Origin of the sequence: Glycomyces terrestris (assembly GCF_003933745.1) — a bacterium.
Taxonomy (GTDB): domain Bacteria; phylum Actinomycetota; class Actinomycetes; order Mycobacteriales; family Micromonosporaceae; genus Glycomyces; species Glycomyces terrestris.
Genome location: NZ_RSEB01000002.1, coordinates 858668 through 873008 on the forward strand (window position 1 = coordinate 858668; position 14341 = coordinate 873008).

Sequence of the window (14341 nt, forward strand, 5' to 3'; positions counted from 1 at the left end):
CCCGAACCGGAGCCACCGTGTCCAGAAGTGACCTCCTCGCCCTGACCCAGGACGCCCTTGCGGCCCTTGCAAACCGCGGCCTCGTCAAGCGCGCCGCGAAGGACCTCGACGCCGGGACCGCCCCCGAGCTCAGCCTCGACGGCGACGGCGCCCTCACCGCCGTCTTCCCCGACGGCGCCACCGCCGTCCTCCCGGCCGCGGGCGGCCTCGAGACCGCCACCTGCACCTGCGGCGCGGCCGGCAAGTGCCGCCACCGCGTCGGCGCCGTCCTCGCCTACCAGCGCGAGCACACCGCCGCGGCCCCCGCGGCCGAGGCCGAGGCGGCCCCCGACGAGCCCGTGATCACCACGCCCGCGGTCATCACCGACGACGAGCTCCGCGCCGCCCTCGGCCCCCACGCCCTCAAGGCCGCCGAGGCCACCCGCAAGGCCGGCTACACCGCCCGCCTCACCTGGCCCGGCCCCGACCGGCCCGCCGCCGCCGAGCTGCCCGCCGCCACCGTCAGCTTCCTCGTCCCCGGCCTCGGCTACGTCCACACCGACGCCACCGGCCCCGCCCGCGACACCGCGATCGTCCTCGCCGTCTGGGCCTTCCGCGAGGCCGGGCCCGACGCGGCGACCGTCAGCGTCGGCGGCGCGAACCCCGAGGAGACCCTCGCCGAGTCCGTCGCCCTCGCCCGCCAGGTCCTCCTCGACGGCGCCGCCGGCGCCGACGCCGTCCTGCGCGCCGCCCTCCAGCGCGAGGCCAAGGCCCTCACCCGCCGCCGCGCCCACTGGCCCGCCGGCGCCGTGAACGACCTCATCGACCAGCTCCAGCGCTACGAGGACCGCTCCGCCGCCTACGACCCGCACCGCCTCGCCGTCCTCCTCGCCGAGATCCCCGCCCGCGCCCGCGCCGCCGCCCACCCGCAGGGCACGCCCGCCGCGCACGTCCTCGGCAGCGAGGAGGCCGACGCGACCCCGCTGACCCTCGTGCGCCTCACCGGCCTCGGCGCCCGCGTCGGCACCGAGGGCGACCGCCGCACCCTCGAGCTCTACCTCGCCCAGCCCGAGACCGGCATGGTCCTCTCCATCAAGCGCGACTGGACGATCCCCGAAGGCGAGACCCTCACCGGGGCCGACGTCGCCGCCCGCCGCCTCGCCGGCTGCCGCATCGGATCCCTCGCGGCCGGCAACACCGTCACCGAGGCCGCCACCCGCACCGCCGCCCGCGCCCTCAAGCTCGGCACCGGCCGCCTCGCCAAGACCCAGGTCCTCCCGCTCGGCCTGGCCTGGAACGACCTGCCGTCCTCCTTGCGCGCCACCGACCTCGACGCGCTGGCCGCGGAGCTCGCCGAGCGCCCGCCCGCGCTCGTGCGCCCGCGCGTGGCCGCCGAGTCCCTGCGCGTCCTCGCGGTCGCCGAGACCGAGCTCCTCGGCTACGACCCGGCCTCCCAGCGCCTTCACGCCCTGGTCGCCGGGACCGACGGCGGCTCGGCGATCGTCCGGATCGGCCACACCTCGGCCGCGCCCGGCGCGCTGGAGGCCGCCGAGGCCGCGCTCGCCGCCGGGCCGCTCGCCGTCGCCGGGCACGTCCACCGCCACCGCGGCCGCCTCATCGTCGAGCCGACGGCGATCCTCACCGCCGACGGCCCGGTCGTCCCGGACCTCGCGCCCGGCGACGACTCCGCGGACCTCGCCGCCGCCGGGGACGCCGCCGCCTCCGAGCCCGTCTCGGCCGTCATCGAGGAGGCGATCGCGGTGTGCGCGGACCTGGCGCACCAGGGCCTGCGCCGCTCCCGCGAGCCCTCCCGGGTCCGCGTCGAGGCCGCCGCCGCCGCGCTGAACAAGGTCGGCCTTCAGAGGGCCGCAACGGATTTCGTGCACCTGTCCAAAGCGTTGGGCGATGAGGACGAGGCCGCCAAGGGCGCGGCGTGGACGGCCGCCGCCGTCCGGATGCTGGTCACCGCTGAGCTACACTAGTCCGATCTCGGGAGATCCCCAGCCACAACTCACGCCACTCGGACACCACGGGGCCCATCCGTCCCTTCCGCAGTTCCGGCGTTTCGCAACGAAGCAATGAGGCTTTCCGTGCCATCTCAGACCGTGGACCTGCAAGACCCGATCTTCCTCGCCCACCGCGGCGGCAAACTCCGCACCTCGACCACCGTCCCCCTCGACAGCCGCGAGGACCTCTCGGTCGCCTACACGCCCGGCGTGGCCCGGGTCTGCGAGGCCATCGCCGCCGACGAGTCCCTGGCCCGCACGCACACCTGGCGCTCGAACGTCGTCGCCGTGGTCACCGACGGCACCGCCGTCCTCGGCCTCGGCGACATCGGCCCGGCCGCCTCGCTGCCGGTCATGGAGGGCAAGGCCGCCCTCTTCCGCCAGTTCGCCGACGTCGACGCCGTCCCGATCTGCCTCGACACCAAGGACCCCGACGAGATCGTGGCCGCCGTCGCGGCCATCGCGCCGTCCTTCGGCGGCATCAACCTCGAGGACATCGCCGCGCCGCGCTGCTTCGACATCGAGGACCGCCTCAAGGCCATGCTCGACATCCCGGTGTTCCACGACGACCAGCACGGCACCGCCGTCGTCGTCCTCGCCGCGCTCACCAACGCGCTGCGCCTCCAGGACCGCCGCGCCGAGGACCTCACCGTCACCGTCGTGGGCGCCGGCGCCGCCGGCGTCGCGATCACGAAGATCCTCACCGAGGCCGGCGTCGGCGACGTCGTCGTCTGCGACTCCACCGGGATCATCCACGAAGGACGCGGCCGCCTGAACGCCGTGAAGGCCCGCCTCGCCGCCTCCACCAACCGCGCCGGCCGCCGCGGCGACGTCACCGAGGCCCTGCGCGGCGCCGACGTCCTCGTCGGCGTCTCCGGCGGCTCGATCCCCGAGTCCGCGCTCGCCGGCATGGCGCCGGACGCGATCGTGTTCGCCCTCGCGAACCCGACCCCGGAGGTCGACCCCGAGGTCGCGCACCGGCACGCCGCGATCGTGGCGACCGGCCGCAGCGACTACCCGAACCAGATCAACAACGTCCTGGCGTTCCCCGGGATCTTCCGCGGCGCCCTCGACGCCGGGGCCCCGCAGATCACCGAGGCCATGAAGCTCGCCGCCGCCCAGGCCATCGCCGACATCGCGGCCGACGACCTCGCCGCCGACCGCATCGTGCCCTCGCCGCTCGACCCGCGCGTCGCCCCGGCGGTCGCCGCCGCCGTCAAGGCCGCGTCCTAGGACTCGGCGAGGAGCTTCGCCAGCGCCGTGATCAGCTCGCGGCCCTCGACCTGGGAGGACCACTCCCGGGGGAGGGCCGCGTGGCCGTACGCGGCCCCGTAGAGGTTCCCGAGGATCGCCCCGGTCGAGTCCGAGTCGCCGCCGTGGCTGACCGCGGCCACCAGCCCGGCCCGCACGTCGTCGGTGCCGAGCAGGCAGTACACCGCGATCGCGAGCGCCTCCTCGGCGACCCAGCCCTCCCCGAGCGGGGCGCACGTGTTCGGCCCGGGCGGCACGTTCCCGGCCCGCGCGAACGCGTGCTGGAGCGCGTCGGCGGTCTCGGCGCGCGACCGGTCGCGGCGCAGGTGCAGCAGCGTCTCCGAGACCGCCCGCTGCGGCGTCTCGCCGTTCATCAAGTGCGACACGATCATCGCGAACGCCCCGGCCGAGGCCCCCGCGGTCGGGTGCCCGTGCGTCAGGGCCGAGCAGCGCTCGGCCAGGTCGTACGCCTCGGCGGGGGAGTGGCGCAGCCCGAACGGAGCCGAGCGCATGACGGTGCCGCAGCCCTTCGAGTTCGGGTTGACGCCCGGGCGCGCCCCGTGGGCGAGGCCGGTGATGCAGGCGTTCCCGGGCGCGCGGCGCGCGTACAGCCACGGCTGCGCCGCCAGCCCTTCGGACGCCAAGGGCGGCATGGGCTCCCGCTGCGTCTCCAGCCAGCGCAGGTACGCCTGGCGCACGGACTCGACCTCGCCGCCGGGCGGCGCGAGCAGCAGGCCCTCGGCGGTGAACAGGGTCATCTGGGTGTCGTCGGAGACGCGGTTGTACCGCATCTCGGTGACCCCGCCGGGCCCCCACTCCTCCTCGATGAACCGCCAGGCGTCGAACTCGACCTGGTACCCGAGGGCGTCGCCGACCGCCCCGCCGATGAGGCAGCCGAGGACGCGGTCGTGCCGCGAGAGCGCTTGTGTCACGCCGGGATTGTATGGCGTCCATGCCGCCGCACCCCTCACCGCCGCGTCCTGGGAGGCCTCGGACCGGTTGCGGGGCCCCGAAACCGAACGCGACACGCGCTCGGTGCGAGAATCCGGAATCCCGGGGCCGCTGATTGTATTCTGGTGGCTGTGGGTGCAATTCGCTATCATGAGGCCATGACCAAGGCCGTGCAGATCCGTGACATCCCCGACGAGTCGCTCGACGTGATCCGTGTACGGGCGGCGGCCGAAGGCATGAGCCTCCAGGCCTACCTGCGCCGCATGGTAGTCGAGGCCGCGGCCAGCCCGACCGTCGCCGAAGTGCTCGCACGAGCGTCGCGCCGCACATCCGGGGTTTCGATGGCGGACATCGTGGCGGCGACCCGCGAGGGCCGCGACCTGTGAACGAGCTCGTCGTCGACAACTCGCTCATCATCTACGTCCTGCTCGAAGGCAACGGCAACGATCTGTTGCGGCGCCGACTCTCGGCCCCCCGGACACTCCATGCCCCGAACCTCATCGACTACGAGTTCGGCCACGCATTGCGCGGCCTGCTGATCGGCGGCAAGATCACCGAGGCCGACGCGGATTCGGCGCGCACCGATTTCGCGGACCTGCCGATCCGGCGCTACCCCGGCTCCGCCACGGCCGACCGCGCCTGGGCACTGCGACACAACTTCACCGTCTACGACGCCTCGTACATCGCGCTCGCAGAACTGCTCGGAGCGCCCCTGCTCACCGGTGACGCGAAGCTGCTCGGCGCACACCACGCGCACGTCGAACTCGTACCCGGCTAGAGCCGACCGAGGTCGCCCGTCAGGAGGCCGGCTCCTCCACGGGCTCCCGCTCCGCGGCGTCCTCGCGCTCCGCAGATTCATCGCGCTCCACGATGCGGTCGCCCTCGCGCTCGCCGTGGATCTCGTAGTGGAGCGGCACCGCGTCCGCGCTCGGCTCCCGCCGGCGGAGGCTGAACGGCACCGCGACCGCGGCCACCCACAGGACCCCGGCGCCGAGCATGTGCAGGCCGACCAGCAGCTCCGGCAGGTCGAGGTAGTACTGCGTGTAGCCGATGACGCCCTGGAGCAGCTCGACCGCGAGCAGCGCGTACGCCGTGCGGATCGCGGCCTCGGGGGCCTTGACGGCGTGCAGGGCCGCGATCAGGGCCACCGTCATGCCGAGCAGGAGCCACACCAGATCGGCGTGCAGCTGCGACATCAGGGCCGGGTCGAGGCCGTTGCGCGGCGTGTCGGCGTCGCCCGCGTGCGGGCCCGAGCCGGTGACGACCACGCCGAGCACGATCACCGCGAACGCCACCCCCACCAGGCCGCGGCCCAGCAGCACCACCGCGCGCGGGACCAGCGGCACGACCTCGCCGTCCGGCTCGCCCGAGCGCACGTACAGCGCCACCGAGAGCGCCACGAGCGGGATCGACGCCAGGAAGTGCAGGCCCACCACCCACGGGTTCAGGCCCGTCCACACCGTGATCCCGCCGATGACGGCCTGGACCGGCACGTACAGGCACGCGCCGAACGCCAGCCTCACCAGCGACGCGCGCCGCGGCACCCGCAGCCACGCGGCCGCCAGCGCCCCGAGCGCCACCGCGATGAGCACGCCGGTCAGCACCCGGTTCCCGAACTCGATCGCCCCGTAGATCCCCATCTCCGGGGTCGCCACCAGCGAGTCCGCCGTGCACTTGGGCCACTCCGGGCAGCCCAGCCCCGACTCGGTCAGGCGCACCGCGCCGCCGGTCACGATGATGCCGACGTTCGCGATCACACTGGCCAGCGCCCACCGGCGCACTGCGCCCGGCTTGCTGAACCACCGCTGCAACAGGTTCACCCGGCGAACCTAACCCGCAGCGCACGGGCGGCCTCCGCCCGGGTCCGCAGGTGTGGGCCGCATCGTCGCCCGCCGATGTGAGGTTAGGCAAACCTGCGTGCCCCGTCTCACCGCGAGCCGTCTCGACGCCCCGGAGCGAATTAAGTAACATTTACCTTGTGGAAATGGTGACGAGGGCGGTCAGTCACTCGACGGACGGGGACACCCGCCGCCGAGTGACCCGCCTCCTGCTCGAGCGCGGCCACGCCACGGCCGCCGACCTCGCGCGGGAACTCGGCATCACCGCCACCGCCACCCGCCGCCATCTCGACGCGATGGAGGCCGAAGGCCAGGTCGAGACCCGCGTGGTCAAGACCGCCGGCCGCGGACGGCCCGCCAAGAGCTACCAGCTCACGCCCGCCGCCCGCACCTCCTTCGGCCACACCTACGACGACCTCGCGATGGAGGCGCTGCGCTGGATCCGCCGCTTCGAAGGCGAAGGCGCCGTCAGCGGCTTCGCCGCCGAGCAGGTCGCCCGCCTGGAGGCCCGCTGCCGGGCCGCCCTCGACGCGGTCGACTCGGACGATCCGCTGGCCCGCGCCCAGGCGCTGGCCACCGCCATGTCGAGCGAGGGCTACGCCGCCACGGCGTCGGTCATCGCCTCGGGCGGGCAGATCTGCCAGCACCACTGCCCGGTGGCGGGCGTGGCCGCGGAGTTCCCGCAGCTGTGCGAGGCGGAGACGCGGGTGATCAGCCGCCTGCTGGGCGTCCACGTCCAGCGCCTGGCGACGATCGCCAACGGGGACGGGGTGTGCACCACCCACGTGCCCGGCACGAGCGGCCGCAGGGCCGCCGCAGCGTCCAGGGGAAGCGGCCCGCAGCCGCTGCCCGACCCCCGGCGCGCCCAGACCGACAACCCGACAGGTCAAAGGTGAGACTTCAGATGACCGACACGCAGAAGAGCGAGCCGCTGAGCCAGGAGGAGGCCCTCGCCTCCCTCGAACGCTACGAGTACGGCTGGGCCGACTCGGACGTCGCCGGCGCGAACGCGCGGCGCGGGCTGACCGAAGAGGTCGTCCGCGACATCTCCGCGCGCAAAGGCGAGCCCGAATGGATGCTCGACCTGCGCCTGAAGGGCCTCAAGCTGTTCGGTCGCAAGCCCATGCCGAACTGGGGCGCCGACCTCTCGGGCATCGACTTCGACAACATCAAGTACTACGTCGAGGCCTCCGAGAAGCAGGCCGAATCCTGGGAGGACCTGCCCGAGGACATCAAGCGCACCTACGACAAGCTGGGCATCCCTGAGGCCGAGCGCCAGCAGCTCGTCTCCGGCGTCGCCGCCCAGTACGAGTCCACCGTCCTGTACCACTCCATCCGCGAGGACCTGGAGCAGCAGGGCGTCATCTTCATGGACACCGACACCGGCCTGCGCGAGCACCCGGAGATCTTCAAGGAGTACTTCGGCTCCGTGATCCCGGTCGGCGACAACAAGTTCGCCGCGCTCAACACCGCCACCTGGTCGGGCGGCTCGTTCATCTACGTCCCCAAGGGCGTCCACGTCGAGATCCCGCTCCAGGCCTACTTCCGGATCAACACCGAGAACATGGGCCAGTTCGAGCGCACGCTCATCATCGCCGACGAGGGCTCGTTCGTGCACTACATCGAGGGCTGCACCGCCCCGGTGTACTCCTCCGACTCGCTGCACTCCGCGGTCGTCGAGATCATCGTGAAGAAGGACGCCCGCGTCCGCTACACGACCATCCAGAACTGGTCCTCGAACGTCTACAACCTGGTCACCAAGCGCGCGGTCGCCGAGCAGGGCGCCACCATGGAGTGGGTCGACGGCAACCTCGGCTCCAAGGTCACCATGAAGTACCCGGCCGTGGTCATGGTCGGCGAGCACGCCAAGGGCGAGGTCCTGTCGGTCGCCATGGCCGGCGAGGGCCAGCACCAGGACACCGGCGCCAAGATGACGCACGCCGCGCCGCACACCTCCTCGACCATCGTGTCGAAGTCGATCTCCCGCGGCGGCGGCCGCACCTCCTACCGCGGCCTGGTCCAGGTCGACGAGGGCTCGCACCACGCGAAGTCCACCGTCAAGTGCGACGCGCTCCTGGTCGACACCATCTCGCGCTCCGACACGTACCCGTACGTCGACATCCGCGAGGACGACGTCGACATGGGCCACGAGGCCACGGTCTCCAAGATCGGCGAGGACCAGATGTTCTACCTCATGAGCCGCGGGCTCACCGAGGACGAGGCGGCGGCCATGATCGTGCGCGGCTTCATCGAGCCGATCGCCAAGGAGCTCCCCATGGAGTACGCCCTGGAGCTCAACCGCCTGATCGAGCTGCAGATGGAAGGCGCGGTCGGTTAAGCGACCCGGCCCGGAGACTAGGAACCAGATTTTCCATGAGCATTGAAGTGGCGCCCAAGCCGCACACCCACGGCCTCGGTGAAGTCCCGCCGAAGACCAAGTCGCAGCTGCTGCGCTCGTTCGAGCCCGCCGACTTCCCGGCCCTCACCGGCCGCGAGGAGGACTGGCGCTACACGCCCGTGAAGCGCCTCGCCGGACTCGACAGCGCCGAGACCGCGCCGGCCGCCAAGGCCGCCGAGTACGCGATCCGCAGCCTGCCCGCGGGGGTCACCGCCGAAGCCGTCGGCAAGGACGACCCGCGGCCCGGCTCGATCCTGACCCCGTTCGACCGCCCCAGCGCGGTCGCCTGGGCCAAGACCGAGAAGGCCCTCCTCGTGTCGGTCGCGCCCGAGACCGCCGTCGCCGAGCCCGTCTGGATCGACGTCACCGGCGGCGGCCTCGACGGCGCCACCTGGGCCCACACGTTCATCGAGATCGGCCACCACGCCGACGCCACCCTGATCGTGCGCCACACTGGGCAGGCCCGCCTCGGCGACAACGTGGAGATCGCCGTCGGCGACGGCGCCCACCTGCGCCTGGTCGTCCTCGCCGAATGGGACCGCGAGTCCACCCACGTCGAGCACCAGAAGGCCCGCCTCGGCACCGACGCCAAGCTCGACCACATCGCCGTCACGCTCGGCGGCGACCTGGTCCGCCAGTACCTGTCGGTCGACTACGCCGGCCGCGGCGGCTCCGTCGACGCCTACGGCCTCTACTTCGCCGACACCGGCCAGCACCTGGAGCAGCGCCAGCTCGTGGACCACTCCGTCCCCGACTGCCGCTCCAACGTGAACTACCGCGGCGCCCTCCAGGGCGAGACCGCCCGCACCGTGTGGGTCGGCGACATCCTCATCCAGGACGCCGCCACCGGCACCGACACGTACGAGATCAACCGCAACCTCGTCCTCTCCGACGGCGCCCGCGCCGTCTCGGTCCCCAACCTGGAGATCGAGACCGGCGAGATCGCCGGCGCCGGCCACGCCTCCGCGACCGGCCGCTTCGACGAGGAGCACCTGTTCTACCTCCAGTCGCGCGGCATCCCCGAGGCCGAGGCCCGCCGCCTGGTCGTCAAGGGCTTCTTCAACGAGATCATCGCCAAGGTCCCCGACGAGGCCCTCCGCGAGGAGCTCACCGAGCTCGTCGTGGCCCGCCTCGACCAGGGCCCCGACGCCGCCCCCGCCCAGGGAGCGGCCTGATGACCGACGCCGAATTCCTGCGCGTGTGCGCGCTCGACGACCTGCCGGAGTCCGAGCCCGTCGCGGCCGACATCCACGGCACGTCGATCCTGCTCGTGCGCAAGTCCGACGAGGTGTTCGCCCTCTACGACGAGTGCTCCCACGCGGCCGTGGCGCTCTCCGAAGGCGACGTCGACGACTGCTCGATCGAATGCTGGCTGCACGGGTCGATGTTCGACCTGCGCACCGGCAAGCCGTCGGGGCCGCCCGCCACGACGCCGGTGCCGACCTACCCGGTCGAGCTCCGCGACGGCGACGTCTACCTCAGCCTGAAGCCCAAGACCACCGAAAACGCCTAGAGGAAACCAGCACCATGAGCAAGCTCGAGATCCGCGACCTGCACGTCTCGGTCAACACCGACGAAGGCGCCAAGCCGATCCTGCACGGCGTCGACCTCACCATCAACTCCGGGGAGACCCACGCCATCATGGGCCCCAACGGCTCCGGCAAGTCGACCCTGGCCTACTCGCTGGCCGGGCACCCGAAGTACGAGATCACCGGCGGCACGGTCCTCCTCGACGGCGACGACGTCCTCGAGATGAGCGTCGACGAGCGCGCCCGCGCCGGCCTCTTCCTCGCCATGCAGTACCCGGTCGAGGTCCCCGGCGTCAGCGTCTCCAACTTCCTGCGCACCGCCAAGACCGCGGTCGACGGCGAGGCCCCCAAGCTCCGCACCTGGATGAAGGACCTCAAGGGCGCCATGGCCGAGCTGAAGATGGACGAGGCGTTCATCAACCGCAACGTCAACGAGGGCTTCTCCGGCGGCGAGAAGAAGCGCCACGAGATCGTCCAGATGGAGCTCCTCAAGCCCAAGTTCGCGATCCTCGACGAGACCGACTCCGGCCTCGACGTCGACGCCCTCCGCGTCGTCTCCGAGGGCATCAACCACGCCAAGGAGACCACGAACTCCGGCGTCCTCCTCATCACCCACTACACCCGCATCCTGCGGTACGTGAAGCCCGACTTCGTGCACGTCTTCGTCGACGGCCGGATCGCCGAGGAAGGCGGCCCGGAGCTCGCCGAGAAGCTCGAGGCCGAAGGCTACGAGTCCTACGTCGGCACGAAGGCCGCCTAGACCAGGAGGAGCCCGTGGAGGCTGTCACCAAGCTCGACGTCGAGGCGATCCGCGCCGACTTCCCGATCCTCCAGCGCCGGATCGGGGACCGCGCGATCGCCTACCTGGACTCCGCTGCGACCTCGCAGAAGCCCGTCCAGGTCGTCGAGGCCATGCGCCGCTTCACCGAGCACTCGAACGCGAACATCTCGCGCTCGGTGCACACCCTCGGGGCCGAGGCCACCGAGGCGTACGAGGGCGCCCGCGCCCGGGTCGCCGCCTTCATCGGCGCCCCCAGCGCGAACGAAGTGGTGTTCACCAAGAACTCCACCGAGTCGATCAACCTGCTCGCGTACGCGTTCCAGAACGCCACGCTCGACCCGCACGCCGACCCGCGGTTCCGCCTCGCGCCCGGCGACGAGATCGTCGTGACCGAGATGGAGCACCACGCGAACCTCATCCCGTGGCAGCAGCTCGCCCAGCGCACCGGCGCGACCCTGAAGTGGATCGGCATCACCGACCACGGCCGGCTCGACCTCGAGTCGATCCCCGAGGTCATCACCGAGCGCACCAGGGTCGTCTCCTTCACGCACGTCGCGAACCTGCTCGGCACGGTCAACCCGACCTCGCAGATCACCGCCCGCGCGCGCGAGGTCGGCGCCCTGGTCGGCCTCGACGCCTCCCAGTCCGTCCCCCACATTCCCGTGAACGTCGCCGAGCTCGGCGTCGACTTCATCGCCTTCACCGGCCACAAGATGCTCGGGCCCACCGGCATCGGCGTCCTGTGGGCGAAAGCGGACCTCCTCGACGCCATGCCGCCGTTCCTCACGGGCGGCTCCATGATCAAGACCGTCACCATGGAGCGGACCACGTTCGCCGACGCGCCCGCCAAGTTCGAGGCCGGCACGCCGCCGATCGCCGAGTCCGTGGGCCTCGCCGCCGCCGTCGACTACCTCGACAAGCTCGGCATGGAGAACGTGCGCGCCCACGAGAAGGAGCTCGCCGGGTACATGCTGGAGCGGCTCGAGACCGTCGACGGCCTCGCGATCGTCGGGCCCCGCGTCCCGATCGGCCGCTCCGCCACCGTCTCCTTCACGCTCGACGGCGTCCACCCGCACGACGTCGGCCAGGTCCTCGACGCCGAGGCCGTCGCCGTCCGCGTCGGCCACCACTGCGCCAAGCCCACCTGCGACCGCTTCGGCGTCAACGCCACCACCCGCGCCTCCGCGTACGTGTACAACACGCACGAGGAAATAGACCGGCTCGTGGAGGCGTTGGGCAAGGTGCGAAAGGTGTTCGGCTGATGAATCTCGACGAGCTCTACCAGGAAGTCATCCTGGACCACTACAAGCACCCGCGCGGCGCCGGCCTGCGCGAGCCCTACGAGGGCGAGTCCCACCAGGTCAACCCGACCTGCGGCGACGAGATCACCCTCCGGGTCCACGTGGACGGCGACACGATCGGCGACGTCTCCTACGACAACGTCGGCTGCTCGATCTCCAAGGCCTCCGCCTCGGTGATGTACGAGCTGGTCAACGGCGCCACGGTGGACGACGCGCTGGCCCGCCTGGCCGAGTTCACCGAGCTCATGAACTCCAAGGGCCAGGCCGAGGGCGACGAGGAGACCCTGGAGGACGCCGTCGCGTTCGCGGGCGTCTCGAAATACCCGATGCGCGTCAAGTGCGCGCTCCTGGGCTGGATGGCGTTCAAGGACGCCCTGGTCCGCGCCTCGACTCCCGGAAGGACCGAAGCATGACCGACACCGTGAAGGCGAAAGAGGACGACATCCTCGAGGCCATGAAGGACGTCGTCGACCCCGAGCTGGGCATCAACGTCGTCGACCTGGGCCTGATCTACGGCGTCCACGTCGACGAGTCGAACGTCGCGACCCTCGACATGACCCTCACCTCCGCGGCCTGCCCGCTCACCGACGTCATCGAGGACCAGTCCCGCTCGGCCCTCTGCTCGGGCGCCGAGGGCGGCATCGTCTCCGACCTCAAGATCAACTGGGTGTGGATCCCGCCGTGGGGTCCCGACAAGATCACCGACGACGGCCGCGACCAGCTCCGCGCCCTCGGCTTCAACGTCTGAGGCGCGGGAACGCGGCGACCATGGTCAAGATCCGCCCCGCCGCGGGCGGCGGCACGATCGTCGAGGTCGAACCCGAGCGCCTGCGGCGCTGGGTCGAGAACTTCGCGGCGCGGAACGGCGGCATCGCCGCCCACCACGCCCAAGGCGACGCCTGGACGATCGAAGCGAACGAGGGAGCGCCGGCCGGCCCCGGTGAACCTGTCAGCCGTACCTCGGCACAGGTCCAGTGGGCGCTGGCCGGCGGCCTCCCCGCGGGCTGGCTTCTCGACGACGACCCCCTCGTCGCCGCCGAGCGCCTGAGCGCCTACGCGCTCGAACCGCGCGTGATCGCGGTGCTGCTGGCCCGCAAGGGCGCCTACTCGGTCGGCGTCCTCGACGACGGCCGCATCCTGGCCTCGAAGACCGACACCGCTTACGTCCAGGGCAAGACCAAGGCGGGAGGCCAGTCCCAGCAGCGCTTCGCGCGCCGCCGCGAGGGCCAGGCCCACGCCGCCGAGAAGCGCGCCCGCGACGCGGTCGTCGCCGTCCTCGGCGGCGCCCGCTTCGACGCCCTCGTCACCGGCGGCGTCGTCGACGGCATCCTGGACGACCCCCGCCTCGCGCACCTCCGCGCCGCGGTCCACTTCGGCGACATCGCCGAGCCGAAGCAGTCCCTGCTCACCGCGACCGCGTACCGCGCCATCGGCTTCCGCGTCAGGATCGTCCCGGGCGCCGCCGACTTATACTCAGGCGTTCCCGCTTCCTCCACGAAGGACGCCGCCTTGCGCACCTCGCCCGCCCGCGCGATCCTCCTCGCGACGGCCGTCCAGCTCGCCCGCTTCGGCCTCATCGTCGGCGCGCTCGCCATCGCCCCCGACCTCGGCATCCACGGCTGGTACCAGGGGCTGTTCGCCAACGCGGTCTGCGCGCTCTTCGCGATCGCCGTCGTCACCCGGCTCCGGCTGTGGCGGCGCTCCGGCCTCTTCGCGCTCCGGCGCTCGGGCCGCGCCGCGCTCCTGCTGCTGCCCTTCGTGTTCGAAGCCCTGGTCTGGCTCGCCTACCCGGGCGGCTTCGGCCCGCTCGCGCCCGGCTACGGCCTCTGGGCCCTCACGCTCCTGCTCGTCGGCGTGAACGAGGAGCTCACCTCCCGCGTCGCGGTCCTCGAGAGCCTCCGCACCGCGTTCAGCTCCAGGTGGGCGGTCCTGATCGCCGGGGTCATGTTCGGCCTCCAGCACCTGTCGCTGCTCGCCACGGGGGACCCGTCCACCGAGGACGTGGTCACGATCCTGGTCCTCACCTCGATCTACGGCATCGCCCTGGGCGCCTACCAGGTCCGCTTCGCCTGGGTCCTGCCGCTCGTCCTCGTCCACGCCGCCAGCGACTTCACCCAGATCCTCACCGCCGACCCGGTCCCCTTCGCGATGCACGCCGTCCTCAGCCTCGGACTCCTCGCGTTCGGACTCCGGCTCCTCGCCGGCCGCCGCGAGGGCCCGACCGGCGCCGCTCTCGTCCCGCCGTGGAGGGGCCCCGTCGCCGGCCGCACCTGACCGCATGCGAAGGCCGCCCCGGCAACTTGCCGG

Annotated in this window: 15 protein-coding genes; 13 read left to right on the top strand and 2 right to left on the bottom strand. The window is 72.2% G+C overall.

Features of this window, described 5'->3' with window-relative positions:
• Positions 1-17: 17 nt before the first annotated feature.
• A complete protein-coding gene (locus tag EIW28_RS25365) occupies positions 18-1961 on the top strand; it encodes a hypothetical protein (protein WP_158630346.1) in 1944 nt (647 codons plus the stop codon).
• 123 nt (positions 1962-2084) lie between these two features.
• Complete coding sequence (locus EIW28_RS09410) at positions 2085-3218, top strand: NAD(P)-dependent malic enzyme (RefSeq protein ID WP_408612203.1); 1134 nt, start codon at positions 2085-2087, stop codon at positions 3216-3218.
• Here the strand turns inward: EIW28_RS09410 and EIW28_RS09415 are convergent.
• On the bottom strand, positions 3215-4168 hold the full coding sequence (locus tag EIW28_RS09415) for an ADP-ribosylglycohydrolase family protein (protein ID WP_197717164.1): 954 nt from the start codon (positions 4166-4168) through the stop codon (positions 3215-3217). The two genes, EIW28_RS09410 and EIW28_RS09415, sit on opposite strands and share 4 nt — an antisense overlap.
• Before the next feature lie 177 nt (positions 4169-4345).
• Here EIW28_RS09415 and EIW28_RS09420 point away from each other — a divergent pair, with 177 nt between their 5' ends.
• Together EIW28_RS09420 and EIW28_RS09425 are read left to right on the top strand one after the other, a co-directional pair.
• Positions 4346-4573, top strand: coding sequence for a FitA-like ribbon-helix-helix domain-containing protein (locus EIW28_RS09420; protein WP_125247425.1), 228 nt, complete (start codon positions 4346-4348; stop codon positions 4571-4573).
• Positions 4570-4965: a type II toxin-antitoxin system VapC family toxin gene (locus EIW28_RS09425; protein WP_125247426.1), complete on the top strand. Its 396-nt coding sequence runs from the start codon at positions 4570-4572 to the stop codon at positions 4963-4965. Before EIW28_RS09420 ends, EIW28_RS09425 begins: the two co-directional genes overlap by 4 nt.
• Before the next feature lie 19 nt (positions 4966-4984).
• On the opposite strand, the gene EIW28_RS09430 is transcribed toward EIW28_RS09425, so the two are convergent.
• Positions 4985-6007 (bottom strand): COX15/CtaA family protein, encoded by a 1023-nt coding sequence (locus EIW28_RS09430; RefSeq protein WP_125247427.1) that lies wholly within the window; start codon positions 6005-6007, stop codon positions 4985-4987.
• Between the two features lie 164 nt (positions 6008-6171).
• Here EIW28_RS09430 and EIW28_RS09435 point away from each other — a divergent pair, with 164 nt between their 5' ends.
• From EIW28_RS09435 to EIW28_RS24160, 9 genes are read left to right on the top strand one after another with little or no spacing between them, the layout of a single operon-like run.
• A complete protein-coding gene (locus tag EIW28_RS09435; RefSeq protein ID WP_125247428.1) occupies positions 6172-6921 on the top strand; it encodes a helix-turn-helix transcriptional regulator in 750 nt (249 codons plus the stop codon).
• 8 nt (positions 6922-6929) lie between these two features.
• Positions 6930-8363 carry a Fe-S cluster assembly protein SufB gene (gene sufB / locus EIW28_RS09440; RefSeq protein WP_125247429.1) on the top strand — a complete coding sequence of 478 codons (1434 nt, stop codon included), beginning with the start codon at positions 6930-6932 and terminating at the stop codon, positions 8361-8363.
• Positions 8364-8398: 35 nt separating this feature from the next.
• Positions 8399-9598 (top strand): Fe-S cluster assembly protein SufD, encoded by a 1200-nt coding sequence (gene sufD / locus EIW28_RS09445; protein ID WP_125247430.1) that lies wholly within the window; start codon positions 8399-8401, stop codon positions 9596-9598.
• Positions 9598-9936, top strand: coding sequence for a non-heme iron oxygenase ferredoxin subunit (locus EIW28_RS09450; protein WP_125247431.1), 339 nt, complete (start codon positions 9598-9600; stop codon positions 9934-9936). Before sufD ends, EIW28_RS09450 begins: the two co-directional genes overlap by 1 nt.
• A gap of 14 nt (positions 9937-9950) precedes the next feature.
• Positions 9951-10712, top strand: coding sequence for a Fe-S cluster assembly ATPase SufC (sufC, locus tag EIW28_RS09455; protein WP_125247432.1), 762 nt, complete (start codon positions 9951-9953; stop codon positions 10710-10712).
• Positions 10713-10726: 14 nt separating this feature from the next.
• Positions 10727-11995, top strand: coding sequence for a cysteine desulfurase (locus tag EIW28_RS09460; RefSeq protein ID WP_125247433.1), 1269 nt, complete (start codon positions 10727-10729; stop codon positions 11993-11995).
• Entirely contained in the window at positions 11995-12447 is a 453-nt protein-coding gene (gene sufU / locus EIW28_RS09465; protein WP_125247434.1) for a Fe-S cluster assembly sulfur transfer protein SufU, read from the top strand. Before EIW28_RS09460 ends, sufU begins: the two co-directional genes overlap by 1 nt.
• Positions 12444-12782: a metal-sulfur cluster assembly factor gene (locus EIW28_RS09470; protein ID WP_125247435.1), complete on the top strand. Its 339-nt coding sequence runs from the start codon at positions 12444-12446 to the stop codon at positions 12780-12782. Before sufU ends, EIW28_RS09470 begins: the two co-directional genes overlap by 4 nt.
• A gap of 20 nt (positions 12783-12802) precedes the next feature.
• Positions 12803-14308, top strand: a complete 1506-nt coding sequence (locus tag EIW28_RS24160) for an acVLRF1 family peptidyl-tRNA hydrolase (RefSeq protein ID WP_158630347.1) — start codon at positions 12803-12805, stop codon at positions 14306-14308.
• Positions 14309-14341 lie beyond the last annotated feature (33 nt).